This is a genomic window from Aestuariivita boseongensis (assembly GCF_001262635.1).
In the GTDB taxonomy this organism is placed as follows: Bacteria; Pseudomonadota; Alphaproteobacteria; order Rhodobacterales; family Rhodobacteraceae; genus Aestuariivita; species Aestuariivita boseongensis.
Genome location: NZ_JXYH01000003.1, coordinates 118,747 through 143,649, shown reverse-complemented (window position 1 = coordinate 143,649; position 24,903 = coordinate 118,747). Strand labels below are relative to the sequence as shown.

26 protein-coding genes are annotated in these 24,903 nt (G+C 62.1%); 9 read left to right on the top strand and 17 right to left on the bottom strand.

Annotated elements, in window-relative coordinates; all coding sequences use genetic code 11:
- Positions 1-257 (top strand): DUF6504 family protein (locus TR61_RS20115; protein WP_342669394.1); only part of this gene is annotated, 257 nt, incomplete at its 5' end.
- A 151-nt stretch (positions 258-408) separates the two neighbouring features.
- Here TR61_RS20115 and TR61_RS02630 read toward each other — a convergent pair.
- The 4 genes from TR61_RS02630 to paaI are packed head-to-tail and all read right to left on the bottom strand — an operon-like array spanning position 409 to position 3,909.
- Positions 409-978: a TetR/AcrR family transcriptional regulator gene (locus TR61_RS02630; RefSeq protein ID WP_050927985.1), complete on the bottom strand. Its 570-nt coding sequence runs from the start codon at positions 976-978 to the stop codon at positions 409-411.
- The gene (gene paaK, locus TR61_RS02625) at positions 978-2,288 is read right to left on the bottom strand and encodes a phenylacetate--CoA ligase PaaK (RefSeq protein ID WP_050927984.1); all 1,311 of its coding nucleotides are present in this window, start codon (positions 2,286-2,288) and stop codon (positions 978-980) included. Before paaK ends, TR61_RS02630 begins: the two co-directional genes overlap by 1 nt.
- Positions 2,288-3,481 carry a 3-oxoadipyl-CoA thiolase gene (pcaF, locus tag TR61_RS02620; RefSeq protein WP_050927983.1) on the bottom strand — a complete coding sequence of 398 codons (1,194 nt, stop codon included), beginning with the start codon at positions 3,479-3,481 and terminating at the stop codon, positions 2,288-2,290. Before pcaF ends, paaK begins: the two co-directional genes overlap by 1 nt.
- The gene (gene paaI, locus TR61_RS02615; RefSeq protein WP_050927982.1) at positions 3,478-3,909 is read right to left on the bottom strand and encodes a hydroxyphenylacetyl-CoA thioesterase PaaI; all 432 of its coding nucleotides are present in this window, start codon (positions 3,907-3,909) and stop codon (positions 3,478-3,480) included. Before paaI ends, pcaF begins: the two co-directional genes overlap by 4 nt.
- 113 nt (positions 3,910-4,022) lie before the next feature.
- Here paaI and paaZ point away from each other — a divergent pair, with 113 nt between their 5' ends.
- From paaZ to TR61_RS02600, 3 genes are all read left to right on the top strand, one after another.
- Complete coding sequence (paaZ, locus tag TR61_RS02610; protein WP_050927981.1) at positions 4,023-6,056, top strand: phenylacetic acid degradation bifunctional protein PaaZ; 2,034 nt, start codon at positions 4,023-4,025, stop codon at positions 6,054-6,056.
- Positions 6,057-6,162: 106 nt separating this feature from the next.
- The gene (locus tag TR61_RS02605; RefSeq protein ID WP_050927980.1) at positions 6,163-6,960 is read left to right on the top strand and encodes a PaaX family transcriptional regulator C-terminal domain-containing protein; all 798 of its coding nucleotides are present in this window, start codon (positions 6,163-6,165) and stop codon (positions 6,958-6,960) included.
- 31 nt (positions 6,961-6,991) lie between these two features.
- The gene (locus TR61_RS02600; protein ID WP_050928000.1) at positions 6,992-7,324 is read left to right on the top strand and encodes a DUF2794 domain-containing protein; all 333 of its coding nucleotides are present in this window, start codon (positions 6,992-6,994) and stop codon (positions 7,322-7,324) included.
- A gap of 3 nt (positions 7,325-7,327) precedes the next feature.
- On the opposite strand, the gene TR61_RS02595 is transcribed toward TR61_RS02600, so the two are convergent.
- The 3 genes from TR61_RS02595 to TR61_RS02585 form a co-directional block, all read right to left on the bottom strand.
- Positions 7,328-8,155, bottom strand: a complete 828-nt coding sequence (locus TR61_RS02595) for a C40 family peptidase (RefSeq protein WP_245626800.1) — start codon at positions 8,153-8,155, stop codon at positions 7,328-7,330.
- Positions 8,152-9,537, bottom strand: a complete 1,386-nt coding sequence (locus tag TR61_RS02590; RefSeq protein WP_050927979.1) for a leucyl aminopeptidase family protein — start codon at positions 9,535-9,537, stop codon at positions 8,152-8,154. The genes TR61_RS02595 and TR61_RS02590 overlap by 4 nt, the downstream gene beginning before the upstream one ends.
- Positions 9,538-9,602: 65 nt before the next feature.
- Positions 9,603-9,905 carry a hypothetical protein gene (locus TR61_RS02585; protein WP_245626799.1) on the bottom strand — a complete coding sequence of 101 codons (303 nt, stop codon included), beginning with the start codon at positions 9,903-9,905 and terminating at the stop codon, positions 9,603-9,605.
- 249 nt (positions 9,906-10,154) lie between these two features.
- Between TR61_RS02585 and TR61_RS02580 the strand changes: the two genes are divergently transcribed.
- Positions 10,155-10,805 carry a carbonic anhydrase gene (locus TR61_RS02580; RefSeq protein WP_050927977.1) on the top strand — a complete coding sequence of 217 codons (651 nt, stop codon included), beginning with the start codon at positions 10,155-10,157 and terminating at the stop codon, positions 10,803-10,805.
- 58 nt (positions 10,806-10,863) lie between these two features.
- Here TR61_RS02580 and TR61_RS02575 read toward each other — a convergent pair whose 3' ends face one another.
- From TR61_RS02575 to TR61_RS02565, 3 genes are all read right to left on the bottom strand, one after another.
- Entirely contained in the window at positions 10,864-11,181 is a 318-nt protein-coding gene (locus TR61_RS02575) for a hypothetical protein (RefSeq protein ID WP_050927976.1), read from the bottom strand.
- 197 nt (positions 11,182-11,378) lie between these two features.
- Positions 11,379-12,401 (bottom strand): aspartate-semialdehyde dehydrogenase, encoded by a 1,023-nt coding sequence (locus TR61_RS02570; RefSeq protein ID WP_050927975.1) that lies wholly within the window; start codon positions 12,399-12,401, stop codon positions 11,379-11,381.
- Between the two features lie 84 nt (positions 12,402-12,485).
- A complete protein-coding gene (locus TR61_RS02565; protein WP_050927974.1) occupies positions 12,486-13,658 on the bottom strand; it encodes an MFS transporter in 1,173 nt (390 codons plus the stop codon).
- A gap of 82 nt (positions 13,659-13,740) precedes the next feature.
- On the opposite strand from TR61_RS02565, the gene TR61_RS02560 reads away from it, so the two are divergent.
- Entirely contained in the window at positions 13,741-14,880 is a 1,140-nt protein-coding gene (locus tag TR61_RS02560; RefSeq protein WP_050927973.1) for a DUF3095 domain-containing protein, read from the top strand.
- A 57-nt stretch (positions 14,881-14,937) separates the two neighbouring features.
- Here the strand turns inward: TR61_RS02560 and TR61_RS02555 are convergent, their stop codons facing one another.
- From TR61_RS02555 to TR61_RS02525, 7 genes are all read right to left on the bottom strand, one after another.
- The gene (locus TR61_RS02555) at positions 14,938-15,705 is read right to left on the bottom strand and encodes an aldolase/citrate lyase family protein (protein WP_050927972.1); all 768 of its coding nucleotides are present in this window, start codon (positions 15,703-15,705) and stop codon (positions 14,938-14,940) included.
- An 11-nt stretch (positions 15,706-15,716) separates the two neighbouring features.
- Complete coding sequence (hpaH, locus tag TR61_RS02550) at positions 15,717-16,511, bottom strand: 2-oxo-hept-4-ene-1,7-dioate hydratase (RefSeq protein WP_050927971.1); 795 nt, start codon at positions 16,509-16,511, stop codon at positions 15,717-15,719.
- Positions 16,508-17,362, bottom strand: a complete 855-nt coding sequence (locus TR61_RS02545; RefSeq protein ID WP_050927970.1) for a fumarylacetoacetate hydrolase family protein — start codon at positions 17,360-17,362, stop codon at positions 16,508-16,510. Before TR61_RS02545 ends, hpaH begins: the two co-directional genes overlap by 4 nt.
- On the bottom strand, positions 17,359-18,756 hold the full coding sequence (locus TR61_RS02540) for a pyridoxal phosphate-dependent decarboxylase family protein (protein WP_050927969.1): 1,398 nt from the start codon (positions 18,754-18,756) through the stop codon (positions 17,359-17,361). Before TR61_RS02540 ends, TR61_RS02545 begins: the two co-directional genes overlap by 4 nt.
- A gap of 82 nt (positions 18,757-18,838) precedes the next feature.
- Entirely contained in the window at positions 18,839-19,819 is a 981-nt protein-coding gene (hpaD, locus tag TR61_RS02535) for a 3,4-dihydroxyphenylacetate 2,3-dioxygenase (RefSeq protein ID WP_050927968.1), read from the bottom strand.
- 105 nt (positions 19,820-19,924) lie between these two features.
- Complete coding sequence (hpaE, locus tag TR61_RS02530) at positions 19,925-21,436, bottom strand: 5-carboxymethyl-2-hydroxymuconate semialdehyde dehydrogenase (protein ID WP_050927967.1); 1,512 nt, start codon at positions 21,434-21,436, stop codon at positions 19,925-19,927.
- Between the two features lies 1 nt (position 21,437).
- Positions 21,438-21,827, bottom strand: a complete 390-nt coding sequence (locus TR61_RS02525) for a 5-carboxymethyl-2-hydroxymuconate Delta-isomerase (RefSeq protein WP_050927966.1) — start codon at positions 21,825-21,827, stop codon at positions 21,438-21,440.
- Positions 21,828-21,932: 105 nt separating this feature from the next.
- Here TR61_RS02525 and hpaR point away from each other — a divergent pair, with 105 nt between their 5' ends.
- The 3 genes from hpaR (at position 21,933) to TR61_RS02510 (ending at position 24,900) form a co-directional block, all read left to right on the top strand.
- The gene (gene hpaR / locus TR61_RS02520; protein WP_082181813.1) at positions 21,933-22,379 is read left to right on the top strand and encodes a homoprotocatechuate degradation operon regulator HpaR; all 447 of its coding nucleotides are present in this window, start codon (positions 21,933-21,935) and stop codon (positions 22,377-22,379) included.
- Positions 22,380-22,526: 147 nt separating this feature from the next.
- Positions 22,527-23,954 (top strand): circularly permuted type 2 ATP-grasp protein, encoded by a 1,428-nt coding sequence (locus TR61_RS02515; RefSeq protein WP_050927964.1) that lies wholly within the window; start codon positions 22,527-22,529, stop codon positions 23,952-23,954.
- Positions 23,955-23,958: 4 nt separating this feature from the next.
- Positions 23,959-24,900 (top strand): alpha-E domain-containing protein, encoded by a 942-nt coding sequence (locus TR61_RS02510; protein ID WP_050927963.1) that lies wholly within the window; start codon positions 23,959-23,961, stop codon positions 24,898-24,900.
- Positions 24,901-24,903: the final 3 nt, after the last annotated feature.

Sequence of the window (24,903 nt, the reverse complement as noted above, 5' to 3'; positions counted from 1 at the left end):
GGCCCGAGCCGGTACAGGCCGGGGACCAGCCGCATCTGCCCGGCCACTTCCGCTGGCGCGGGCGCGACTGGCATCTGGCGCAGGGCACCGGCCCGGAACGGATCGCGCCGGAATGGTGGCTGGACGATCCCGACTGGCGCAGCGGCGTGCGGGATTACTGGGTTGTCACCACCGCCGAGGGGGAGCGGTTATGGCTTTACTATGCCCATGGCGGAACGATGTCGTCGGGGTGGTTCTGTCAGGGGCGGTTTGCCTGAGCCTGTTTTGGCCATTCATGGGGTTCGGCCCGTGGCAGGCGTTGCGTTCCGTATTTTTAGCAAGAAGAAGCAGGAGGGGGGGATTTCCAGCCTCAGGCAGGAATTTTGTTAACCTATTGTTAATAAAAGAGGTTTCGCATGCGAAACCCCCTCAGGCCGCGGCAATTCCACCCCTGACGAAATCCGCCGCCAGCGCCGCATAGTCCGCCCGGCTCAGCCCCCGGTCCGGGCGGTGCCACATGTAAAACCAGTTCAGGATGCCAAAGACGGTCATCGTCACCGCCCGCAGCCGATCCGGCGACAGGTCGCCGCGTTCCTTTGCCACTGCATCCGACATGATCGCCACAAGGTTTCGCTGCGAATGGATCAGCGGTGTCTGCAGCTCTGCCGGCAATGTCGCCAGCGCATCCAGCTGCAGCTTGTGTTCCGCATCGGCGTTTTCATAGGCCATCAGGGTCGCGCGGATCAGCCCGGGCAGCCCTTCGTCCCGCGCCTCTTCCAGAACCTCCTCCAGCTCGGAAAGATGCGTGCTCAAGATGTCGAACAGCAACGCTTCTTTGCTGTCATAATAGTGATATATCAAAGCCTTAGAGACACCGCACTCCCGCGCGGCCCCGGTCATCGACGCCCGGTCATAGCCGTGCCGCGCGAAATAGCCCGCCGCGCCCTTGCGGATCGCGGCGCGCTTTTCGTCGTGGTCCTTGGCGATCCCGCGCGGCATCAGTCTTTGGGGCGTTTGTCCAGAATGCGGACCGCCTTGCCCTGGGACCGCTCAACACCGCCGGGATCGGCCACATCGACCTTGATCGAAATTCCGACCGTGGCCTTGACCCGGTGCGCCAGATCGGCGGCGGCCTGCGCGCGTGCGTCATCGCTGGCGTGGCCTTCCGCCGCCTCGGTCAGAATGCGCATCTGGTCCATCCGATCAGGCCGCGTCAGTTCGATCTGGAAATGCGGGGCAAGGCCTTTGACGGCCATCAGCTGTTCCTCGATCTGGGTGGGAAAGACATTCACGCCGCGCAGGATGATCATGTCGTCGCTGCGGCCCGTCACCTTCTCCATCCGCCGCATGGACCGGGCGGTGCCGGGTAGAAGCCGTGTCAGATCACGCGTGCGATAGCGGATGATCGGGAAGGCTTCTTTCGAAAGCGAGGTAAAGACCAGTTCCCCCTTCTCGCCATCGGGCAGCACCTCGCCTGTCGCGGGGTCGATAATCTCAGGATAGAAATGGTCTTCCCAGATATGCAGTCCATCCTTGGTTTCGACGCACTCATTGGCAACACCGGGGCCCATCACTTCACTTAGCCCATAGATGTCGACCGCATGCATGTCGAAGGCCTGTTCGATTTCCTCCCGCATGGCGTTGGTCCAGGGTTCAGCGCCGAAGATGCCGACCTCAAGCGAGCTTTCGCGCGGGTCGAGGCCCTGCGCGGCATATTCGTCAAGGATCGACAGCGCGTAGGAGGGCGTGACGGTGATCCCCTTGGGTTTGAAATCTTCGATCAGGCGCACCTGGCGCTGGGTCATGCCGCCGGAAATCGGAACCGTGGTCAGGCCAAGCGCATCGGCCCCCAGATGGATGCCCAGACCGCCGGTGAACAGCCCATACCCATAGGCGTTGTGCAGCAGATCGCCAGGTGTCAGGCCAGAGGCGCGCAAGGAGCGGGCCACAACCTCACCCCAGACTTCAAGATCCTTGGCGGTATAGCCCACCACCGTGGGTTGCCCGGTTGTGCCCGAAGACGCATGAATGCGCGCCACCTGTTCGCGCGGGACGGCGAACATGCCGAAGGGGTAATTGTCGCGCAGGTCCTGTTTCACCGTGAAGGGGAACTTCGCCAGATCCTCAAGCGCGGTCAAATCGTCCGGATGCACGCCCGCCGCGTCGAAGGCGGCCTTGTAATGCGGCACGTTTTCATAGGCGTGGCTGAGCGACCATTTCAGACGGTCGAGCTGGACCGAGGCGATCTCGTCCCGTGAGGCGATCTCGATCGGGTTCAGGTCTTCGCGGCGGGGGGTGAGGTCTTTCATCAGGCTTTCTCCAGCAGAAGCGCGATACCCTGACCGACACCGATGCACATGGTGCAGATCGCGCGGTTCATGTCATTTTCCGTCATGGTGATCGAGGCCGTCAGCGCCAGCCGCGTGCCGGACATGCCTAGCGGATGGCCCAGCGCAATCGCGCCGCCATGGGGGTTCACGTGATCGGCGTCATCGGGCAGGCCCAGCTGGCGTGTCACGGCCAGACCCTGGGCGGCGAACGCCTCGTTCAGTTCGATCAGGTCGATATCGCCGATGCTCAGCCCATGCTGCGCCATCAGCTTTTCCGTGGCAGGCGCGGGGCCGATCCCCATGATGCGCGGGGGCACGCCCACCGTCGTCATGCCGGCGATCCTGGCGCGGGGCGTCAGGCCATATTTCTCCACCGCCGCTTCGGAGGCGACTATCACAGCCGCAGCCCCGTCATTCACGCCCGACGCATTGCCTGCGGTTACAGTCCCGCCCTCGCGGAACGGGGCGGGCAGAGAGGCGAGTTTCTCCAGCGTCGTCTGGCGCGGGTGTTCGTCGGTATCCACGATGATCGGGTCGCCTTTTCGCTGCGAAACCGAGACCGGAAAGATCTCGCGCGCCAACCGTCCCGAGGCGATGGCCGCCGCCGCCCGCTCCTGACTGCGGAAGGCGAAGGCGTCCTGGTCTTCGCGGGCGATATCGTAATCGGCGGCGACATTCTCGGCCGTCTCCGGCATGGAATCCGTGCCGTAATGCTTGTGCATCGCCTTGTTGATGAACCGCCAGCCGATGGTGGTGTCGTAAATCTCGGCCTTGCGGGAAAAGGCGACATCGGCCTTGGGCATGACCAGAGGCGCGCGCGACATCGATTCCACTCCGCAGGCGATCACGACTTCGGCTTCGCCGGTGCGCACGGCCCGTGCGGCGGATCCAACGGCGTCCAACCCTGAACCGCACAGCCGGTTGATTGTGGCCCCGGGTACCGTATCGGGCAGGCCCGCCAGCAGGGCGGCCATGCGCGCCACATTGCGGTTATCCTCGCCCGCCTGGTTGGCGCAGCCTGCCAGAACCTCGTCGATTGGCATGTTGGGGTGATCTTTCGTCACCGCCGCGATCACATGCGCCAGCATGTCGTCGGGCCGCACTTTGGAAAGCGATCCGCCATAGCGGCCAATGGGGGTCCGCAACCCGTCGCACAGATAAGCTGTTGTCATGTCTCTTCCTCGAAATGCTGGCCCTTGATGGTGCGTGACAGGCCGCGCATCAGCGCGACCTTGCGGCCGTCTTCGCCGGTCACCGTGATATCATAAACGCCCGAGCGCCCGTTTCTGGCAGTCTCCGTCGCGGATGCGATCAGCCGTTCCCCGCGCTTGCCGGGCGACAGGAATGTGATCTGGTTTTCCTGCGCCACCGTGATCTGGTTATAGCTGTTGCAGGCAAAGGCAAACGCGCTGTCGGCCAGGGTAAAGATATACCCGCCATGGCAGATCGCGTGCCCGTTCAGATGGTGATCCTCGACCGTGAAAGACAGGGTCGCCGTGCCCGGCCCGACCGCGTCCAACGTCATGCCCAGCCATTTGCTGGCGGCGTCGTTGGCCCACATGGCGGCGGCGCTTTTTTCGGCGCGGTCCTGTGGTGTCATCGGTCATCCTCCCCTGCGCGGGCACTCTGCATAAAACCGACCATGCGGTCAAGAGTGTTGATTTCCACCGAAAGGCCCGTCATGCTGCGCGTCAGTTTGAAGGGAGTCGACCAATGCTCAGACCAGCCAGCTATGCCGTTTCCAAATGGATCGAACCGGGCGCGGATGCGCGCGCCGTTATCGGCCCGGTGACAGGCCAACCCATCGCCGAAGCGGGGGGCGCGGCGCTGGATGTGCAAGCCATGCTGGACTGGGCGCGCGATGTGGGCGGCCCGGCTCTGCGCGCGATGACATTCCATGAGCGCGCCAAGATGATCAAGGCGCTGGCGCTTTATATCAAGGACCGGAAAGAGGAGCTTTACGCCCTCAATCCGCTGACCGGCGCCACCCGCCGGGACGGTGCCGTGGATATCGAAGGCGGGATCGGGACGATGCTGGTCATCGCCTCCAAAGGGCGGCGCGAGATGCCCGACGGCCATGTCTATGTCGATGGCGATGTCGAAGGCCTGTCGCGCGGCGGCACGTTCCTGGGTCAGCATATCGCCGTGCCTTTGCAGGGGGTCGCGGTGCATATCAACGCCTTCAACTTCCCGGTCTGGGGCATGCTTGAGAAACTTGCCCCGACCCTACTGGCCGGTGTTCCGGCCATCGTGAAACCGGCCACGCAAACATCCTACCTGACCGAAGCCTGCTTTCGCATGATCATCGACAGCGGCCTTCTGCCGGACGGCGCGGTGCAACTGGTTGTGGGCGGTGTTGGCGACATGCTGGACCGGCTGGGCCCGCAGGATGCGGTGGCCTTCACCGGATCGGCCGACACCGCGCTGATGCTGCGGCAGAACCCAGGCCTCATGCGCAATTCGGTGCGGTTCCATTCCGAACAGGACAGCCTGAACGCCACGATTCTGGGGCCGGATGTGGCGCCCGGATCGGCGGCGTTTGACCAATTCATCAGGGAAGCTGGCAACGAGATCACCGTGAAAGCGGGCCAGAAATGCACGGCCATCCGCCGTATCATCGTCCCTGAGCCGTTGCTGGATGCGGTCTCACAGGCGCTGATCGCGCGGCTTGAGGGCGTCGCGGTGGGCGATCCGGCCTCGGAGGCGGTACGTATGGGGGCGCTTGCCTCCCTTGATCAGAAAGCCGATGTGCTGGCCAAGATGCAGGCGCTGGCCGGGGAAACCGTCACGCTGACCGGCGATCCCGAAACGCTTGATCTGGTCGGCGCCGATGCGCGCGGCGCATTTATGAAACCCACGCTGCTGCGCTGTGACGACCCGGACGCGGCCCGCGCGGTGCATGAGTTGGAGGCGTTCGGCCCCGTTTCGACCCTCATGCCCTATCGCGATCTGAACCACGCCAGTGCGCTGGCCAATCGCGGGGGCGGATCACTTGTGGCGTCGCTGGTCACCGACGACCCGCAGGTCGCGCGCGAGGTCACGCTGGGGTCGGCCGCGTGGCATGGCCGTCTTTACATCACCGGCAGCGCCAGCGCGAAAGAGGCGACAGGCCACGGTGCCCCGCTGCCGCATATGGTCCATGGCGGGCCGGGCCGCGCAGGTGGAGGGGAGGAACTGGGCGGCATCCGTGGCGTTCTGCATTACATGCAGCGCACCGCCGTGCAGGGCAGTCCCGATGTGATCGCCGCCATCACCGGCCAGTGGATCCAAGGTGCTGCCGAAACGACGGGTCCGCAGCACCCGTTCCAGCGCACCTTCCACGAGATCCAGATCGGCGAGACGATCCATACAGAACCGCGCCAGGTTACGCTGGAGGATATCGAGCATTTCGCCCATTTCACGGGTGACACCTTCTATGCCCATATGGATGAAGACGCCGCCAGGGCGAACCCCTTCTTCCCGGGCCGCGTGGCGCATGGGTATCTGCTGCTCAGCTTCGCGGCGGGGCTTTTCGTGCAACCCGATCCCGGTCCGGTTCTGGCCAATACCGGCCTTAATGGCCTCAGCTTCCAGAAACCCGTCAGCCCCGGCGACACGATCCGCGTGCGGCTGACATGCAAACGCAAGACGGGCCGCACCGACAGCTATGGCGAAGTGGCCTGGAACGTGACGCTGACCAATCAGGACGGCGATCAAGTCGCGGAATATGAGCTTCTGACGATGGTCAGCTACGACCGCCCCGACTAGGCCTCCCTGCTTCTTTCTGGCCGCAAATACTCCCCGCCGGAGGCTCCCTCAGCCAGCCCCCGGCGCCATCTTCCAAATTCCAGGCGCAGCGGCTAAACCGACCCAAATGGATCCGCTGAAACCTCTTATCGACGCGCTTCATGCGCAGGGCCGCCTGCGCGTCTGGTCGCTGGTGATCACCGTCTTCGGGGATATGGTCCAGCACCGTGGCGGCGTAATTTCCACCGCGCGGCTGGGCGCGCTGATGTCGCGTATCGGGGTGGAACCGGGCACGCTCCGCACAGCGCTGTCGCGGCTGGGGCGCGACGGCTGGGTGGAAAGCGAACGCACGGGGCGCACCAGTCTTTACCGGCTGAGCCCGCAGGGCGTGGAACGCTTCGCCCCCGCAACCAGCCTGATTTATGCCGCGCCGCAGACTGAGCCGGTGCAAAACTGGTCGCTTTATGTCACGCTGGACGGGGCCACGCCCACGATAGGTCTAGTGCCGGCAGGCCGCGTGCCCGAGCGGGCCGATTGTGTCGTCACCGGGAGCCTCGATCAGATCTCCCCGGCCTATCGCGAACGCGTCCTTGGGGACGAAATGCGCGCAGCGATCGAAGCGCTGGCCGCCGATGTCGACGCGCTGCGCAGCAATGCCCCCTCTGATCAGCTGGACGCGGCGGCGGCGCGGGTCTTGCTGATCCACCGCTGGCGCAGGCTGGTATTGCGCCATCCCGAACCGGTGCCTGATCTGATGCCGGAAGACATCGGGCTGACCAATCCGCGCGCCGAAATCGCAGCGCTTTACCGCAGCCTCAGCCCCCTGGCTGAAGCCTGGCTGGATCAGCCCCTTGAAGGTCTGCCTGCGATGCCCGCGGCCTCTCCCGATTTTGCTGCGCGCTTTGGCGGTGCTGTCGGCTCTTGATTTCGGGGGCGTTCGGGGCAACTCTGTCAGCATGACAGTGCAGCATCCCATCGGCATGGCGCCTCAACAGGTTTCGTTTGATCGGCGTGAGCTGTCTGTGATCCTTGGCCTTTACGGACGCATGGTTGCCGCAGGTGAATGGCGCGACTATGGCATTTCGAACCTGCGCGATTGTGCGATTTTCTCGGTGTTCCGGCGCACCGCTGAAAACCCCCTCTACCGGATCGAAAAGCATCCCAGGCTGCGCAACCGTCAGGGCATGTATTCGGTCATTGGTATGGATGGCCGTATCCTGAAACGCGGCAGCGATCTGAGATCGGTGCTGCGCGTGCTGGAACGCAAACTGATCCGCGCGGTCGAGTAGCGTTTATCGCAACCGTTTATGCGCCGTCATGGGCCCGTCGCCGGCGGCCTGAATGCGGGCGATCGCGGTCTGCAGACCCTCGAAATTCGTGGACATCGTGTGGGCGTTGGCATGAAGGATCAGGTCCGGCCCTGCCACCCAGGCCACATGTCCTTTCCAGAACAGCAGGTCCCCCCGCTGCGGTGGTTCCCCGTCTGGCACGGGCTGGCCCAGCGTGGATTGCTGCAGGTCGCTGTCGCCGGGGCAGGGGATTCCACAAGCCAGGCAGGCCGCCTGCACAAGGCCGGAACAGTCGATACCGGCACGCGAATTTCCACCCCACAGATAGGGTGTGCCCAAGAATAACTGGGCCACGGACACCGGATCGTCAAAGGGCTGATCCACTGGCTGCAAATGCTGCACGGGGATGAATCCGAAAGCTGTCGCCGCGAAATCGTCTTGTTGATCGGTCACTGCCACCCGCGTTCCGAAACTGAGCGTCGCAAGGTCGGGGCTTTTCAGATCCGCTTTTTCATAAAGATGCGTGGCCGGGGCGCTGACCAGATGGCTGGCGGGGGCGTCAGGCTCCAGGGCCTCTTCCGGGACATAGCCGACATAGCCGTCTTTTCGGGCCTGCACGAAGGCCATTCCGTCATGGCGTTCCAGAACATCAACCGCGTCGCCCAGCAGAAGCTGTCTTTCGCGGGGGCCATCGGAGGTGCGCAGAAGGTCGACCAGGGGCCAGGCCACTTGCATTGCGACGGGTGTCACCCTTGCACGCCCGCTGTCATCTTCTGGCAGGTGATCCGCCATCACGCGCGCATTGGCCGGGGTGAGGCGCGGATCGCTCACAGCTTCAGCAGATCGGGCAGGGCTGCCAGAACCGCACGCGCCCCCTGGCCCACGCCGCCTTTGGGCCGGGCCGGGGCCGCGGTGGGCTGCCAGGCAAAGATGTCGAAATGCATGTAGCGCGGCGTTTCGGTCACGAAGCGGCGCAGGAACAGAGCGGCGGTGATCGACCCGGCGAAACCGCCCTTGGGCGCGTTGTCCAGATCGGCGATGCCGGGTTCGATCATCTTTTCATAGGGCGCATGAAAGGGCATCCGCCAGACCGGATCGGCCTGAGCGCCGGCTGCTTGAGCAAGCGTCAGAGCATCTGTGTCTTCATTCGCATAGAAGGGCGCAAGATCGGGGCCAACTGCCACGCGCGCCGCGCCTGTCAGCGTTGCCATGGAAATGATCAGATCCGGCTTGCCTTCATCCGCCAGAGCCAGCGCATCGGCCAGCACAAGCCGGCCTTCGGCATCGGTGTTGTTGATCTCGACCGTGAGGCCCTTGCGCGAGGTCAGGATATCCTGCGGGCGGAACGCGTTGCCGGAGACCGAGTTTTCCACCGCCGGGATCAGGACGCGCAGCCGAACAGGCAGGTCCAGCGCCATGATCATCAGCGCCAGTCCCAGAACCGTGGCGGAACCGCCCATATCTTTTTTCATCAGGCCCATGGATGCGCCGGGTTTCAGGTTCAGGCCGCCGGTGTCGAAACAGACCCCTTTGCCCACCAGAACCAGCGCGGGCCCTTCGTTGCCCCATGTCATGTCGATCAGACGTGGTGGCGTGGCCGAGGCGCGGCCGACCGTGTGGATCATCGGGAAATTCTGCGCCAGCAGATCCTCCCCGGTTGTAACCGAGATATCCGCGCCGAACATCTTTGCCAGATCGCGCGCGGCCTGTTCCAGCGCGTCCGGCCCCATGTCGGAGGCGGGTGTGTTGATCAGATCGCGGGTCAGTTTTTCGCCTGCCGCGATCGCTTCCACCCGCGCGGAATCGACGCCTTCTGGCGCGATCAGGCCGGGAAAGCTGTGTTTCTGGTCGCGGTACCGATCGAAGCTGTAGGCTGAAAGAAGCCATCCCAGTGCCTCTACCTCAGCCTGATCGGCGGGCAGGCCCTCGGTGATGCGATAGGTGCCTTTTGGCAGTTTCGCAGCCCCCGCCGCCACGGCAAAGCGCGCACGCTCCCGCGTGGAGGCGGTGCCGATCCCGATGACGGCCCGGGCGATGCTGCCACCTTCCCCCGGAACGGCGATTGCGCTGCCAAGTCCCGCCTTGAACCCCTGCGCGTCGACCCAGGCCTGCGTGCTTTCCGGCTGCGCGTCCAGCCAGTCAGTCAGCGCATCAGCATCCAGAATGGTGACGGGGATGGCATCATCTGTCTCGGGCGCGAATGTCAGGGTCATATCAGGCTTTCCGGGTTTGCGGTGTTTCCCGCCAAGGTAACCGGACTGCGCCTGCCTGCAAGCGCTCAGATCGTCATATCCTGCAAATCCCACACCGCCGTCAGCGACCGTTCGCCCACCCGCAAAAGCCGCGTCAGCGTCGCGGCCGCGGCCACGGCGTCATTATTGTCGATTGCCACTGTCACATCGCTCGCCACGCGCGACAGTTTCGTCATGCCCACCTGATCGGCAATCGCGATCAGCGACCGCACGCTTTTGCGCAGCCTGGGCCAGTCGCCCGCACGCCACAGCTTTTCGCAATGTGACATGCGCACGGCCAGCTCTTCCACGGCGCGGCAGATGAAGTCTTCGGCGTTTGCGTCGCCCATCTGCCGATACAGTGCGCCCAGACAATCCGGATCAAGACGGACCTGTTCCGTCTGCGCAAGTGTCGTTACCTGTTCCACCAAGAACTCACCCCTGAATAATGCCCCCACGGCATGGGGGTTTATGCAGGCTGCTGGTTTGCAAAAGGTTGAACCTGTGCTGTCTTATCCCTCGAATTTTGCGATAAATCAGAGTATCGCGACTAGGCGGCCTGTTGCGCCGCAGCAAGAAAAAGAAACTGGACCCGGGACATGCACGCAGCCAAGCCTTTGCCCAATTACCTTTTGCAGCGTTATCAGGGCTGGAAGGCGACATCATATTCCGAGAACCGTGCCTGGTATCGTCGTCTGGCCACAGAAGGCCAGCGCCCCCGTGCGATGGTGATTTCCTGCTGCGACTCGCGTGTGCATGTCACGTCGATCTTCGGCGCGGATCAGGGGGAATTCTTCATTCACCGCAATATCGCCAATCTGGTGCCCCCTTATGAACCCGATGGTGACCATCACGGCACATCTGCGGCGGTGGAATATGCGGTGACGCATCTAAAGGTTGCCCATCTGATCGTGCTGGGCCATTCCAGCTGCGGCGGGGTGCAGGGCTGCATCGACATGTGTGAAGGTCGCGCGCCCGAGCTGGAGGAAAAGACCAGCTTTATCGGGCGGTGGATGGATATCCTGCGCGCGCGCTATCAGCAGGTGGCGGATATCGCGGATCCGCAGGAAAAAGCCCGGATTTTCGAGAAAACAGCCGTGCTGACGTCACTGGACAACCTGATGACCTTCCCCTTTGTCGCCGAGGCGGTCGAAAGCGGGGAGCTGTCGTTGCACGGATTGTGGACGGATATCGGCGAAGGGGGGCTGGATTATTTCGACCCCAATTCGCAGTCTTTCAAACCGGTCTGAGCCGGGCTTCAAAGCGTTTTGCAAAACGCTTTGAAGCCGCTTGCAAGCGGCTTTCGCGTCAAACGGTCAGCGACCCGGTATGCCCATCCGGGCTGACCCGGATCGACGGGCGGCCCAGCTTGTCCACCAGGCTGCGCAGCGGCGTGCCCATGAATTCGCCGGTTCCGATCTCGGCCCCGTCATTGGCGCGCTTGAAGATCAAACGCCCGTCGCGGAAGCTCAGGTCATACCCCATGTCATGCAGTTTAACCGTCAGTTCGTGCCAATCGCGTGCTGCGTTGATGGCCGGAACCAGAAAGCTGCGCAGAAGGCACGCGGTTTCGCTGTCCAATGCTGCGCTCTGTGCGGCGCTGTGCAAGCGCTCTTCCTCGAACATGTCCGTCTCCTATCCCTATAGAAACTCTGCCTCGGATTTTTGTTGTGGAGATAGTGAAATCAGAAATTGTGTCTGAAATCAGGACAATGACAACGGCTGGTGTAAAACTGTTGCACAAAATCCGCGGCTCTTTGCACAGCCGAAAGAAAAAGGGCGCCCGGCGGGCGCCCTGATTGGTTTTGCAGTCTATCCCGGCGTCAGCCCTTTTTCAGAACCTCGCGGCCCAGAAGCTCTGCGATTTGAACCGCATTCAGCGCCGCGCCCTTGCGCAGGTTGTCCGAGACGCACCAGAAGTTCAGACCGTTTTCGATGGTTGAATCCTGGCGGATGCGGCTGATGAAGGTCGCAAAATCGCCCGCGCATTCCACTGGCGTGACGTAGCCGCCGTCCTCGCGCTTGTCGATCACCATGATACCCGGCGCTTCGCGCAGGATATCGCGGGCCTCGTCCTCATCCAGGAAGTCTTCGGTTTCGATATTGATCGCCTCGGAATGGCCAACAAACACGGGCACGCGCACGCAGGTTGCCGTGACCTTGATCTTGGGGTCGACGATCTTCTTCGTCTCGGCCACCATTTTCCATTCTTCTTTGGTCGATCCGTCTTCCATGAAGACGTCGATATGCGGGATCACGTTGAAGGCGATCTGCTTGGTGAATTTCTTGGGCGGCACGTCAGATGTCGGGTTGTAGACCGCCTTTGTCTGATCCCAGAGCTCGTCCATGCCGTCCTTGCCCGCTCCGGACACGGATTGATAGGTCGACACCACCACCCGTTTGATCGTCGCGCGGTCATGCAGCGGTTTCAGCGCCACAACCATCTGCGCAGTCGAGCAGTTGGGGTTCGCGATGATGTTTTTCTTGGAATAGTCGTGGATCGCCTGGGGGTTCACCTCGGGTACAATCAGCGGGATATCCGGGTCATAGCGATATAGCGAGGAGTTATCGATGACCACGCAGCCCGCCTTGGCGGCCTTGGGCGCGTGCACTTTCGTGGCCTCGGACCCGATGGCAAACAGCGCCATGTCCCAGCCGGCCCAGTCGAACTGGTCGATATCCTGGGTCTTGAGCGTCTTGTCGCCAAACGTCACTTCCGTGCCCAGCGAGCGGCGCGACGCCAGCACGGCAAGCTCATCCACAGGAAACTGGCGCTCGGCCAGGATGTTCAGCATTTCGCGGCCCACATTGCCGGTGGCGCCCGCGACGACGACTTTGTAACCCATTTTGTTTTCTCCGATCTGTCGGGAGGCGCTCCGCCGCCCGCGCGGCCTGATATACCTGTTCCGCTTCCGGGGAAAGGGGGGATATCAGTCCACGGAGTCGCGGGAAAACAGATAAATCGCGACACCGACCAGAAGGCTGACCGCGAAAAATCCGAAGATCATCTGATAGGGCAAGCTGGCCTCGGCGCCCTGGTACTGTGTGTGCAACCTGCCCGAAAAAGACTGCATGACGCCGATCCCGCCCATCGCGCACAGGTTGGTCAGTGTCACGCCGCGCCCGGTCAGATGCGGCGGAAAGAACGCGCGCGCATGGGCGATGATGATGGGATAGGTCGCCCCGGTGAATCCCGCCAGTGCCAGAAGGACCACCGCCGCCAGCACGCCCGATTCTATGAAGATGGCAAGGGTCAGCACGCTGAGCCCGCAAATCAGGTTGCCTGTCAGGATCACCCATTTCCGCGTGCCCAGCAGACGGTCCAGCGGGCCAAAGGCAAAAGTGCCCAGGATCATCGCCACCGCCATCGCCAGTGTGGCCTGGCCAACCTGCGTGGCGCTTAATCCGTAGACGTCTGTCAGGTAAGGACCGATCCATAAACCCCGGATCGCGCCCGTGGGCGCATAGTTCACCAGCATCAGCGCGAAAATGGGCCAGACCACCGGCATCTTGAGAATATCCAGAAGCGATCCCTTGGTCTCCCCTCCCAGATGTCTGGGGTCGCGCACGGTCAGGAAAATGCCCAGGGCAATCGCAAAGCTCAGCCCGGACAGGGTGCCCAGCGTGGCCCGCCAGCCAATCGTGTCGCTGGCCAGAGCCGTGGGATAGGAGGCCAGCAAATTGCCAAGAGAGGCCACACCCAGCATGAGCGCGGCCAGCGTGGCGAATTTCGCCGGGGGAAATTCGCGCGCGAAGATGAAATAGGATGCCATCAGCGCGGGCGAACAGCCAAGCCCGATCAACCCCATCGCCGCCGCGATTTGCCAGGGAGCCGTTGCCAGCGCAAACAGCAGGGATCCGCCGCCCGCACCGATGGCCAGAAGCGTCGCCGCCGTGCGCCTTGGCCCGATGTGATCCAGCGCCCATCCGACGGGCAGTTGCATCACCGCGAAAACCAGAAACCAGAGCCCCGAGGCAAAGGCCAGATCTTCGGCCGTGGCGCCGATGTCGGTCTCAAGCACGCTGGCCAGAACGGCGAGGAACGCGCGGAAAAACTGGCTGAGCACATAGGCCAGACACAGCATGATCAGACCGGCTTTCATCGTGATGTGTTCCTCCTGACGACTGCGTGACATGATGCGGGATCGCTGGCAAGGGGACGCCGCCTGTGCTTAGGCTGGTGCCATGTCCGGAAGCGAACCCTTTTTCGACGACCTGCCGCCATGCCTGGATTTCCGCGACCTGGCCGATCCCAAACATTATGCCGCGCTGCCGGGAGACTGGCTTGTAGGGGTGTCCGATATTGTACAATCCACACAATTGGTCGACGCGGGCATGTACAAAACGGTCAATATGGTTGGCGCGGCCGTGATTTCGGCGGTGATGAATGCTTTGGGCGGCCGCAGTTTTCCCTTCATCTTTGGTGGTGACGGCGCCGGATTTGCGATCTGGCCCGGTGCGGAGGAATCCGTGGCAGATGCGCTGTCCGCCACTGTGCGCTGGGCGAAGGCCGAATTCGACATCACCCTGCGCGCGGCCCTGGTTCCGGCATCGGACTGCGCGGCCGCTGGCCATCCGGTGCGCGTGGCAAAGTATCAGGCATCGCCTCATGCGCAGTATGCGATGTTCGCGGGTGGCGGTCTCAGCTGGGCGGAAGCGCAGATGAAATCGGGGCGATACGGCGTTCTGCCCGCGCCTGAAGGGGCGCTGCCGGATCTGACCGGGCTGTCCTGCCGCTGGTCTCATATGACGGCCCGCAATGGGCTGATCCTGTCTTTGGTCGCTGTGCCTGCTGATGGGGCGGGAACGGCCTTTACGCAGGTGGCCGCCGAGGTGATCGCGCTGGCTTACCCCTTGGAACTCCAGGGCCATCCGGTGCCGGCAGAGGGGCCGGGCACATCCTGGCCCCCTTCCGGCGCGATGCTGGAAGCCCATGCGCAACGTGGGAATTCCCCTTTGAAATCAAGCTATAGGAAAGTTCTGTTCGAGACTTTCCTTGCCTGGCTTCTGATCAGGTTGGGAGCAAAGCTGGGCAGTTTCGATCCGCGCCGCTATGCCCGGCTGACGGGCGAGAACGCGGATTTCCGGAAGTTCGAAGATGGGCTGAAGATGACAATTGACTGCGATGCGGGCACGCGCGACAGGATCGTTCACCTGCTTGAGCAGGCGCGCGAGGACGGTTTCTTGCGCTATGGCATTTCCGAGCAGGCAGAGGCGATGATGACCTGCATCGTTCCAAGCGTGATGCAGGACGATCACGTTCACTTCATCGACGGCGCCGCGGGTGGGTATACATTGGCGGCGTCCCGTATGAAGGCCCGGTAGATTTGGTTTCGAATGGGCTGACCCCCGAGGGTGTTTACAACCCCAAAGAGGCGGGGGTCAGGTTTTCCATTTGGCGGCAGCTTCGCGCGTAGCGCGGGCGAGCATAAGCAGGTCAATGCCCACGGCGAGGAACTGTGCGCCGCCGTCGCGGTAGAGGGCTGTGGTTTCGTCTTTGGTGGAGAGGATGCCGGGCGCTTTGCCCGCGTCCTTGATGCGCTGGAGCGTGGCGAGGATGACCTGTTCGACCTCTGGCGCACTGGAGTTGCCCTGGTGGCCCATATCGGTGGAAAGGTCGGCCGGGCCGATGAAGACGCCATCGACGCCTTCGACTGCAAGGATCTCGTCAATATTGGCGATGCCGGCGCGGTTTTCGACCTGAACCAAGAGGCAGATCTGATCGTCGGCGGTGGCGATGTAGTCGGGAATGGACCCGAAGCGGGAGGCGCGGGCGGCGGAAGCTCCGACGCCACGCGTGCCCTCTGGCGGGTAGCGGCAGGCGCGCACAAGCTCTTGCGCTTGTTCGGCGGTTTCCACCATCGGCACCAGCACGGTTTGCGCACCGATATCGAGCACCTGTTTGATCAGGCGGGTTTCGCCGATGGGCACGCGGACAACCGGGTGGGTGTCGGAGGCCTCAAGCGCGATCAGTTGGTCGCGCATCGACCGGATATCGTTGGGGGAGTGTTCGCCATCGACGACGACCCAGTCGAACCCGGCGGTGCCCAGCACTTCGGCGGAGTAGATATCGGCGAGCGTCATCCAGCAGCCGATCAGACGGTCTCCTGCCTTGAGGCGCTGTTTGAAGGTGTTTGTGGGTGCGGGCATGGGGCTGGTCCTTATGCGAAGGCGATGGAGACATGGCCGAAGGGGCCGAAATCGGCGTGGATGTCGCTGCCGGGCGGGCATTCCACAGGGCGGATGAAAGAGCCGGAGAGGACGATGTCACCGGCCTCGATCTGTTGGCCGTATTGCTCCATTCGCTGGGCGAGCCAGAGGACGGAGGTGACGGGATCGTTCAGCACACCTGCGCCGAGGCCGGTTTCCTCGACCGTGCCGTTGCGGGTGACGATGGCGCCGACCCAGCGCAGATCAGTGTCGGGGGCGTGGCGGTCGGTGCCCAGCACGACGCCTGCATTGGCAGCGTTGTCGGAGATCGTGTCCACGATGGTGCGGGTTTGGCCCGTTTCCGGATCGGCGCGCAGGATGCGGGTGTCGAGGATTTCCAGGCTGGGGCAGACGTAATCCGTTGCGGAGATGATGTCGTCGCGGGTGACATCGCCCGTCAGGGGGGATTTCATGACAAAGGCGATCTCGGCCTCGATCCTTGGTTGGATGAAGCGGTTCTTTGGCACGGTGCCGCCGGTTTCAAACGCCATGTCGTCCAGCAAAACGCCGCTGTCTGGGGTGTCGATCTTCAGCGCGTCCTGCATAGCGCGGCTGGTGAGGCCGATTTTCCAGCCGATTTTGCGGCGGCCAGCGGCGATCTTTTGGGCCACCAGAGCGGATTGGACGGCATAGGCATCGTCCATGGTCATCTGAGGGTGGCGGCGTGACAGGAGGCCCATCTGTTGGCCCAGATGGTCTGCGGCAAAAAGGTCTGCGGCGGCGCGGGTGATGTCGTCTGGTGTCATTCGTCCTCAACCGTGTTGCGCAGGATGCCGATGCCTTCCGCTTCGACCTCGATCACGTCGCCGGGGCGCAGGTATTGCGGCGGATCCAGCCGCGCGCCAGCCCCGGTGGGCGTGCCGGAGACGATGATATCGCCGGGCACCAGCGTGGTGAAGGTGGAGATATAGGCGATCTGTTTGGCCACCGGGAAGATCATGCGGGAGGTGCGGTCGTCTTGCCGAAGCTCTCCGTTCACGCGGGTGGTGAGGCGGACGTCTTCGATCTGGGCTGGGTGGGTGAAGGGCACGATCCAGGGGCCCATCGCGCCCGAGCGGTCGAAATTCTTGCCCTGGGTGACGTTGAATTTGGCGTGGCGGACCCAGTCGCGCAGGGTGCCTTCGTTGGTGAGGCTGAGGGCGGCAATGTGGGTCAGCGCGTTTTCCTGGGCGATGTGGCGGCCGGTTTTGCCGATGATCACGGCAATCTCGCCTTCGTAATCCAGTTGGTCAGATGCTTTGGGGCGGATCAGCGGTTGGTCGTGGCCCGTGAAGCTGCGCGGGAAGCGGATGAAGAGGGAGGGGTTGGGCGGAGCCTCGACCCCGTCTTTGTATTCGGCGTTGCGGTCGGGGAAATTCACGCCGACGCAGATGATCTTTTCGGGATTCGGGATTGGGATCTGATAGGTGAAGCTGTCTGGCGGATGGGTCGGGGCCTGCGATTGTGCGGCTTTGGCCAGATCGTGCAGGCCGTCCGCTGCGATCACGTCGCGCAGCGTGGGCCATTGCGGGAAATGGGGCGAGAGGGCGGTGAAGCCTGCATCGGTGATGGTGCCGTAGAGCGTGTCGCCATCGGCGGTGACGGTGGCCAGTTTCATGCGCGCCTCGCGATTTCCGTGATGGTGTCGAAGGCGGTGTCAAAATCCGCCTCGGTGCAGTCGAATTGCCCGGCCTGGAAACGGATGGCCTTTTGGCCATCGACCAGCGTTTGGGTGATGTAGATGCGACCATCATCGTTGATCGCATCGACCAGGGCTTGGGTCGCGTCGTTATCCGCGCCTTTCACCTTGAAGGTCCAGAGTGAGAGGATGGGGTCGGTCACGATCTCAAACTCCGGCTCGGCGCGGAGGCGGTCGCAGAGTTCTTGGCTCCATCTGACATGGTTGCGGATGCGGTCGCGGAGGCCGTCAAGACCGTAGGCGCGAATGAGGAACCACAGTTTCAGCGCGCGGAAGCGGCGGCCCAGGGGGATCGACCATTCGGAATAGTCGGTGATGTCCGCTTCGGCGTGGGTTTTGAGGTATTCGGGCCGGATGGCGAGGGTTTGGCGCAGAAGGTCGGGATCGCGCAGAAAATGCGCGGCGCAGTCGAATTGTGCGCCCAGCCATTTGTGCGGGTTGAAGACGATGCTGTCGAAGCGGTCGGCGCCTTCCCAGAGATGGCGGAATTCGGGGCAGATCATGGCAGTGCCCGCCCAGGCGGCGTCGAGATGAGTGTAAAGGTTTTCGCGCTCTGCCACATCGGCGACGGCGGCCATGTCATCGCAGGCGCCCATGCCGGTCGCTCCGGTCGCTGCGATGATCCCGGCGGGCAGGTAGCCTGCGGCGCGGTCCGCGGTGATGGCGGCTTGCAGCGCGTCGGTGTCCATGGCGCGCAGGGGGCCTTTGGTGGGGATCTTGATGAGGTTGTCTTGCCCGATGCCCGCGACCCAGATGGCGCGGTCGATGGAGCTGTGCACCTGGTCGGAGCAGTAGATCCGCAGGGGTCTTTGCCCGGCGAGACCCTGTTGGTTGCCGGCCCAGTTCAGCGCGCGTTCGCGCATGGTCAGAACGGCGGCGAGGGTGGCGGAGGATGCGCTGTCCTGGATGACACCCTTGTAGGTGGGGGGTAGACCCAGCGCCTGGACCAGCCAGTCCATCATGCGCGTTTCCATCTCCGTCGCAGACGGAGAGGTCTGCCAGAGCATGCACTGGGGTGCGACGATGGAGGTGAGGAATTCGGCCAGAACGCTGGCGGGCGCGGCGTTGGAGTTGAAATAGGCAAAGAAGCGCGGGTGTTGCCAATGGGTGATCCCGGGCATCACGATGTTCTGGAAATCGTCCCAGATGTCCTCCAAGGGTTGGGCGGCTTCGGGCGGGCTGTCCGGCAGCTGGGCGAGTGTTTCACCCGGTTTGACCTGCGCGCGCACGGGGCGGTCGCGTTTCGTGCGGTGGTAGTCTGCGCCCCAGGTGGCGGCCTTCTGGCCCCAGCGTTCGAAATCGTTCCAGTCCATCGTCTTGGCTTTCGGTTGTGCCCCGGACCTGATCCGGGGCCTCGTGTCAGGTGGAGGTCCCGGGTCAAGCCCGGGACGGGGGTTACGGGGCGATGATGGGTTGCGCCTTCAGCGCGCTTTCCTGTGGGGTGACACCGGCGAAGAGCGAGCCTTCCTCAAACCAGCTGCGCGGGGCGGGCGCGCCCCAGAGGGTTTGGCGTTGCGGGTCGGTCAGGCTCCAGCGGATTGGTTCGAGATCGGGGTCGACGGTTTGGTAATCCGAACAGTAGATCTCGATCCGGTGGCCATCAGGATCGCGGACATAAAGGAAGAAGGCGTTTGAGATGCCGTGCCTGCCGGGACCGCGTTCGATATTGGCGACATATCCGGTGGTGCTCATCAGATCGAGAAGGTCGATGATGTTGAGCGGGTTCGGCACCCAAAACGCCGTGTGATGCAGGCGGGGGCCGAGGCCGTTGGTGAAAGCCACGTCATGCACGCCGCCCTTGCGGTGCATCCAGGCGGCCCAGACGCGGCCAGAGTCGTCATCCTCGGTGTATTCGGTCACGCGGAAGCCGATGTCGTTGTAGAAGGCGACCGAGGCGTCCACATCCGCGCTGAACATGTTGAAATGGTCGATCCTGAGCGGTTTGACCCCGCGATAGAGCTTGTATTGCTGGTGGATTGTCGGAAGGCGGTCCATCTTGACGTAAAATTCCAGCGGGATGCCCCAGGGATCCTGGGTTCTGAGCACGCGGTCCATGTGGGGGCGGTCGACCCAGTCTGTGGGCAGGCCGCGGGATTTGAAGAAGGCTTCGGCCTTGTCCAGATCGGGCTCATCGAACAGCTTGAAGGCCAGTGCGCGGACATCGGCGGTATCGGATTGCACGATGTTGATGCAGTGATGGCCCCGTTCCTCCATCGCGCGGAAGGTGACACGGGTGTCGTCCTCATAGGTCACCTGCAGGCCCAGCACGTCTTCGTAAAAAGTTTTCGACGCTGTCAGATCCGTGACGCCGTAATCCACGTGGCTTAGCCGCAGGATGTTGAACGGCGGGTAGAGGTTTGGGGCTGGGACGGGCATGCGATGTGCTCCTGTCAAAATGTGCGCCTGCGGCGCGTTGTTCTTGTTTTTGATGAGGGGCGCTGCCCCTCAAACTCCCCGGATGTATTTGGAAATAGCAGAAGATCAGGTTCCAAGTTTGGGGATGGGGTGGTGGCCTGTGGCAAAGCCGATGTGTTTTTGTTCCATGTAAAACTCAAATGACCAATCCCCGCCGTCGCGCCCTATGCCGGAGGCTTTGACGCCGCCGAACGGCGTGGGCAGGTGGCGGACGTTTTCGGAGTTCACCCAGATCATGCCTGCCTCAAGCCTGTCGGTAAAGCGCATGGCGCGGGTCAGGTCGTTGGTCCAGACATAGCCGGTAAGGCCATAGGGGATGTCATTGGCGATCTGCAGGGCATCTTCATCCGTGTCGAATGTGATGGCCGTCAGGACGGGGCCAAAGATTTCTTCCTGCGCGATGCGCATATCGTTGGTGGCCCCTTCGAAGAGGGTCGGGCGGACGTAGTAGCCCGGCTGATCCAGCGTGCTGCCACCGGCGCTGATCGTGGCGCCGTCGGATTTGGCGATATCGAAATAGCTGGTGACCTTGTCGAAATGCACCTTGTGGATCAGCGGGCCGACTTCGGTTTGCGGGTCCAGCGGGTGGCCGACGCGGATTTTTTCGACGCGGGCGCGGAGTTTTTCCAGGAATTCCTCGGCGATGGTCGATTGCACCAAGAGGCGCGAGGAAGACGTGCAGCGCTCGCCGTTCAGCGAATAGATCATGAAGATTGCCGCATCCAAAGCGCGGTCGAGATCGGCGTCATCAAAGACGATCACGGGGTTCTTGCCGCCCAGTTCGAAATGCACGCGTTTCAGGGTGGGTGCGCCTTGGGCCATGATCATCGATCCGGTTCTGGATTCCCCCACAAAGGCGATGGCCTTTATGTCGGGATGTTCGGTGAGGGCTTTGCCGGCCTCTTCCCCCAGACCGTTGACCAGGTTCCAGACGCCGGGGGGCAGGCCTGCCTCTTCGGCGATTTCGATCAGAAGGCTGGCGGTGAGCGGTGAGAACTCGGCCGGTTTGTGCACAACCGTGCAGCCCGCGGCCAGCGCCGGGGCGATCTTCCATGTCGACAGCATGAAGGGCGTGTTCCAGGGCGTGATGACGCCCACGGGGCCGATGGGCACACGGGTGGTGACGTTCATCAGCGTGGGAGAGGGCAGCATTTGCCCGTCCCGCGCTCCGGGCGCACGGTCAGCGAAGAAGCGGAAGTTTTCGGCCCCGCGCAGGGCGGCTTTCGACATGAAGCGGATCGCCTGACCCGTGTCCCAGCATTCGCACATGGCGATTTCGTCCGCACGTTCGACAATGGCGTCGGCGATGCGATGCAGGATCTTCTTGCGTTCGGTGCCGGGCATGTCGCGCCAGGCCGGAAACGCCTCTTTGGCGGCTTGGGCTGCGGCGTCGATGTCTGCGGCCCCGCTTTTCGCAACCGCGCAGATATGGGTTTCGTCGACAGGGGAGCTGTTGTCGAATGTCGCGCCAGAGGCGGCCGGTACGACCTGTCCTGCGATCCGGTTCATGACGCCTTTGTTGGAAAACCTTTCCAGATGGGGCTTCAGTTTTTCAAGATTGCTGCTGAGGTCTGACATCTTACCCCTTTCGAGTGAGGTGGTCGCGGATGGTTCCGGTTTTCGGTGAGAGGCTGGCGTCGATGTTCCGCATCTCGACCGAAAGCGCGATGGAATAGGTGTCGAGAGCGGGTTGCAGGAACGTTTTCGCCGCCTCGAAAATCGCCTGTGTGGCTGCTTCGCGGGTTTCCTGATCGCGTCCTTCGCGCAGCCGGATCGAGATATCGATGTAGCCGTGTTCGGGATCGCCATCCGCAATAGAGACATGGGTTGCTGCAAAGGCCCGCACGCGGATACCGGGCATGGGGAAGACACCGGTTTCAATCGCGGCGCGGCGCAGGTGGTCGCACAGCGCGGGGATATCCGTGCGCTTTTCCATATTCGCGGAATAATCCAGCGTGATGTGGGGCATCCCACTCCTCCCGAAATTAATTAACATGTGTAATAAAAACCCGGGAATGGGTCAAGTCTTTTTGCCATATTGCTTCACACCGACAAGCAAGGCACAGTCAGGCGCATGTCACAAGACGGCCACATGCCTTTGACCTCGCGGTCTTTGCCGATTGCGCTTCTGCGCGCGCGGGAACGCGTGATGGGACCGATCCGCGCGATGCTGTCCGATGTGGGAATTACCGAACAGCAATGGCGTGTGTTGCGCGTTCTGGACGAAGGCGGCGCGCAGGAGCCGACGGTGATCGCCGAAAAAGCGTGCCTGCTTTTGCCCAGTCTGACGCGGATCCTGCAAAAGTTATCCGAAAAAGGGTTCATTGAGCGCACGCCGGACAAAACAGACCGGCGCAAGCAGGTTGTGTCGATTACGGCGGCAGGGGCCATGCTTATTGAAGACAACCTGGCCACCAGTATCGCGATCATGGACCGGATCAAGGCTGAGATGGGGCCGGAGCGTTATGAGGCCCTGTTGGATCTTTTGAACGAGTTGGATGCCGCTCAGGTTCGTGCCTGAGCAACGTTTGCCGCATTTTTGGGCGGAAATACCGCGGGATTCGCTGTGTTTTTGAGCAAATCCTGAGAAATCCTGCGATCTGTTTGAAACTTTTTCGCAGTTTCCGCAGTTTGGGTGTTGGGAAGAACAAAAAAGACAGGGACAACGATGGCGGAGTCGCCAAAGTTCTATGATGAAATGTACGGACATGGGGACGCCGCGCGTGTGCCTTACTCCGATTACGCAAAATGGTTTTCAGGCGAAGAGGTCGGCAACCTAAGGCGCAAGTCGTCTCAGGCCGAAGCATTGTTCCGCCTGACGGGCATCACCTTCAACGTCTACGGTATGGAGGAGGAGACAGAACGTCTGATCCCCTTCGACATCGTGCCGCGCATCATCACGGCCAAGGAATGGGCCATGCTGGAAAAGGGGATCGACCAGCGCGTGCGGGCCATCAATTCCTTCCTGCATGATATCTATCACCGTCAGGAGATCGTGCGCGCCGGACGTATTCCGGAAGAGATGATTGCCAAGAATGACGCCTTCCTGCCGCAGATGATCGGCGTGGCGCCTCCGGGCAATATCTATACTCATATTGTCGGTACGGATCTGGTGCGTACGGGCGAAAACGAGTTTTACGTACTTGAGGATAACGCCCGCACACCTTCAGGCGTGTCCTACATGCTGGAGAACCGGGAGACCATGTTGCACATGTTTCCCGAGCTTTTCAGCCGCAACAAGGTGCGTCGTGTCAGCCATTACCCGCGATCTTTGCGCCGGTCCCTGTCGGCCTGTGCGCCGCCCGTTTGTCTGGAAAACCCGGTTGTTGCGGTATTGACGCCCGGCATTCACAATTCTGCATATTATGAACATGCGTTCCTGGCCGATCAGATGGGCGTGGAACTGGTCGAGGGCCAGGATCTGCGTGTGATCGATGGGCGCGTCGCCATGCGCACGACGAAAGGTTATGAGCCGATCGACGTGCTGTATCGCCGTGTTGACGATGAATTCCTTGACCCGATGAACTTCAACCCGGATTCCGTTCTGGGCGTGCCGGGAATTCTGGATGTGTATCGCGCCGGTGGCATCACCATTGCCAATGCGCCGGGTACAGGGATTGCTGACGACAAGGCGATCTATTCCTATATGCCCGAGATCGTTGAGTTCTATACCGGCGAAAAGGCGATCCTGAAGAACGTTCCTACATGGCGCTGCTCAGAGCCTGAGGCGTTGCAATACGTTTTGGATAATCTGCCTGAATTGGTCGTGAAGGAAGTCCACGGATCAGGTGGCTATGGCATGCTGGTGGGGCCTGCGGCCAGCAAGAAAGAACTGGCCGCGTTCCGCGCCAAATTGGAAGCGAAACCCGGCAATTACATTGCGCAACCTACGCTGTCGCTGTCGACGGTGCCGATCCTGGCCAAATCCGGGCTGGCGCCGCGCCATGTTGATTTGCGGCCCTTCGCTCTGGCCTCGCCCAAGGGGGTGGAGATCATTCCTGGCGGGTTGACCCGTGTGGCGCTGAAGAAAGGATCGCTTGTGGTGAATTCAAGCCAGGGCGGCGGCACGAAAGACACCTGGGTTCTGGAGGACTGACGCAATGCTAGGCAAAACAGCAGGCGGCGTCTTCTGGATGCTGCGATACATGGAGCGAACCGAAAACACTGCCCGGATGATCGACGCCGGCCTGCGGATTTCGCTAACTCGGTCAAGTGCGGCGGAAAGCGAATGGACGTCGATCCTGACGGCTATGGGGCTTCTCAGCGCCTATCTTGAGAAACATGAGACCGTTGAAGGCGGTAAGGTCGTCAACTTTCTTTTGCGCGACAAAAGTAACCCGTCCAGCGTTATGTCGGCCGTTGAGGCTGCCCGCACCAACGCGCGGCTTGTGCGCACAGCCCTGACCCGCGAGGTCTGGGAGGCGGTGAACGAATGCTGGATGGATCTGCGCGATCTGCTCGCCCGGCCGGTGCGGGAACAAAGCCTGCCGGATATCCTGCAGGTGATCCGCCAGCGCAGCGCCTATGTGCGCGGATCGTTGCACGGCACGATGGTGCGTAACGATGTCTATGACTTTGCGCGGATAGGGACGTTCTTTGAACGGGCCGACAACGCCGCGCGCGTGCTGGATGTGAAGTATTACATCCTGCTGCCCTCGATCATGCATGTGGGATCGGCCAGTGACAACGTGCAGTGGGAAACGATCCTGCGCGCGACATCCTCGGCGCGGGCCTACCAGACCCTGCATGAGGGCGAGTACGACCCGCGCATGATCGCGCGTTTCCTGATCCTGGATAAGCGTCTGCCGCGATCGCTGGCGTTCTGTTACCGGAAAATCTCGGACAATCTGGACTATATCGCCAAGGATTATGGGGACCGGATGCCGTGCCATGGCATGGTCGAAAAGATCTGCCACCGCTTTGAAACAATGACGATCGACAAGATCTTCGAATACGGCCTGCATGAATTCGTGACCGAATTCCTGTCCGAAAGCCAGGCGCTGGGCCGCCAGATCGAAATCGACTACAGGTTCTATGAATAACAA

What these genes read in the sequence shown, in the direction of transcription:
- TR61_RS02630 (WP_050927985.1), bottom strand. Translation starts at nt 978, where the DNA reads ATGCCGCGCGGGATCGCCAAGGACCACGACGAAAAGCGCGCCGCGATC.
- paaK (WP_050927984.1), bottom strand. Translation starts at nt 2,288, where the DNA reads ATGAAAGACCTCACCCCCCGCCGCGAAGACCTGAACCCGATCGAGATC.
- pcaF (WP_050927983.1), bottom strand. Translation starts at nt 3,481, where the DNA reads ATGACAACAGCTTATCTGTGCGACGGGTTGCGGACCCCCATTGGCCGC.
- paaI (WP_050927982.1), bottom strand. Translation starts at nt 3,909, where the DNA reads ATGACACCACAGGACCGCGCCGAAAAAAGCGCCGCCGCCATGTGGGCC.
- paaZ (WP_050927981.1), top strand. Translation starts at nt 4,023, where the DNA reads ATGCTCAGACCAGCCAGCTATGCCGTTTCCAAATGGATCGAACCGGGC.
- TR61_RS02605 (WP_050927980.1), top strand. Translation starts at nt 6,163, where the DNA reads ATGGATCCGCTGAAACCTCTTATCGACGCGCTTCATGCGCAGGGCCGC.
- TR61_RS02600 (WP_050928000.1), top strand. Translation starts at nt 6,992, where the DNA reads ATGACAGTGCAGCATCCCATCGGCATGGCGCCTCAACAGGTTTCGTTT.
- TR61_RS02590 (WP_050927979.1), bottom strand. Translation starts at nt 9,537, where the DNA reads ATGACCCTGACATTCGCGCCCGAGACAGATGATGCCATCCCCGTCACC.
- TR61_RS02585 (WP_245626799.1), bottom strand. Translation starts at nt 9,905, where the DNA reads ATGGGCGACGCAAACGCCGAAGACTTCATCTGCCGCGCCGTGGAAGAG.
- TR61_RS02580 (WP_050927977.1), top strand. Translation starts at nt 10,155, where the DNA reads ATGCACGCAGCCAAGCCTTTGCCCAATTACCTTTTGCAGCGTTATCAG.
- TR61_RS02575 (WP_050927976.1), bottom strand. Translation starts at nt 11,181, where the DNA reads ATGTTCGAGGAAGAGCGCTTGCACAGCGCCGCACAGAGCGCAGCATTG.
- TR61_RS02570 (WP_050927975.1), bottom strand. Translation starts at nt 12,401, where the DNA reads ATGGGTTACAAAGTCGTCGTCGCGGGCGCCACCGGCAATGTGGGCCGC.
- TR61_RS02565 (WP_050927974.1), bottom strand. Translation starts at nt 13,658, where the DNA reads ATGAAAGCCGGTCTGATCATGCTGTGTCTGGCCTATGTGCTCAGCCAG.
- TR61_RS02560 (WP_050927973.1), top strand. Translation starts at nt 13,741, where the DNA reads ATGTCCGGAAGCGAACCCTTTTTCGACGACCTGCCGCCATGCCTGGAT.
- TR61_RS02555 (WP_050927972.1), bottom strand. Translation starts at nt 15,705, where the DNA reads ATGCCCGCACCCACAAACACCTTCAAACAGCGCCTCAAGGCAGGAGAC.
- hpaH (WP_050927971.1), bottom strand. Translation starts at nt 16,511, where the DNA reads ATGACACCAGACGACATCACCCGCGCCGCCGCAGACCTTTTTGCCGCA.
- TR61_RS02545 (WP_050927970.1), bottom strand. Translation starts at nt 17,362, where the DNA reads ATGAAACTGGCCACCGTCACCGCCGATGGCGACACGCTCTACGGCACC.
- TR61_RS02540 (WP_050927969.1), bottom strand. Translation starts at nt 18,756, where the DNA reads ATGGACTGGAACGATTTCGAACGCTGGGGCCAGAAGGCCGCCACCTGG.
- hpaD (WP_050927968.1), bottom strand. Translation starts at nt 19,819, where the DNA reads ATGCCCGTCCCAGCCCCAAACCTCTACCCGCCGTTCAACATCCTGCGG.
- hpaE (WP_050927967.1), bottom strand. Translation starts at nt 21,436, where the DNA reads ATGTCAGACCTCAGCAGCAATCTTGAAAAACTGAAGCCCCATCTGGAA.
- TR61_RS02525 (WP_050927966.1), bottom strand. Translation starts at nt 21,827, where the DNA reads ATGCCCCACATCACGCTGGATTATTCCGCGAATATGGAAAAGCGCACG.
- hpaR (WP_082181813.1), top strand. Translation starts at nt 21,933, where the DNA reads ATGTCACAAGACGGCCACATGCCTTTGACCTCGCGGTCTTTGCCGATT.
- TR61_RS02515 (WP_050927964.1), top strand. Translation starts at nt 22,527, where the DNA reads ATGGCGGAGTCGCCAAAGTTCTATGATGAAATGTACGGACATGGGGAC.
- TR61_RS02510 (WP_050927963.1), top strand. Translation starts at nt 23,959, where the DNA reads ATGCTAGGCAAAACAGCAGGCGGCGTCTTCTGGATGCTGCGATACATG.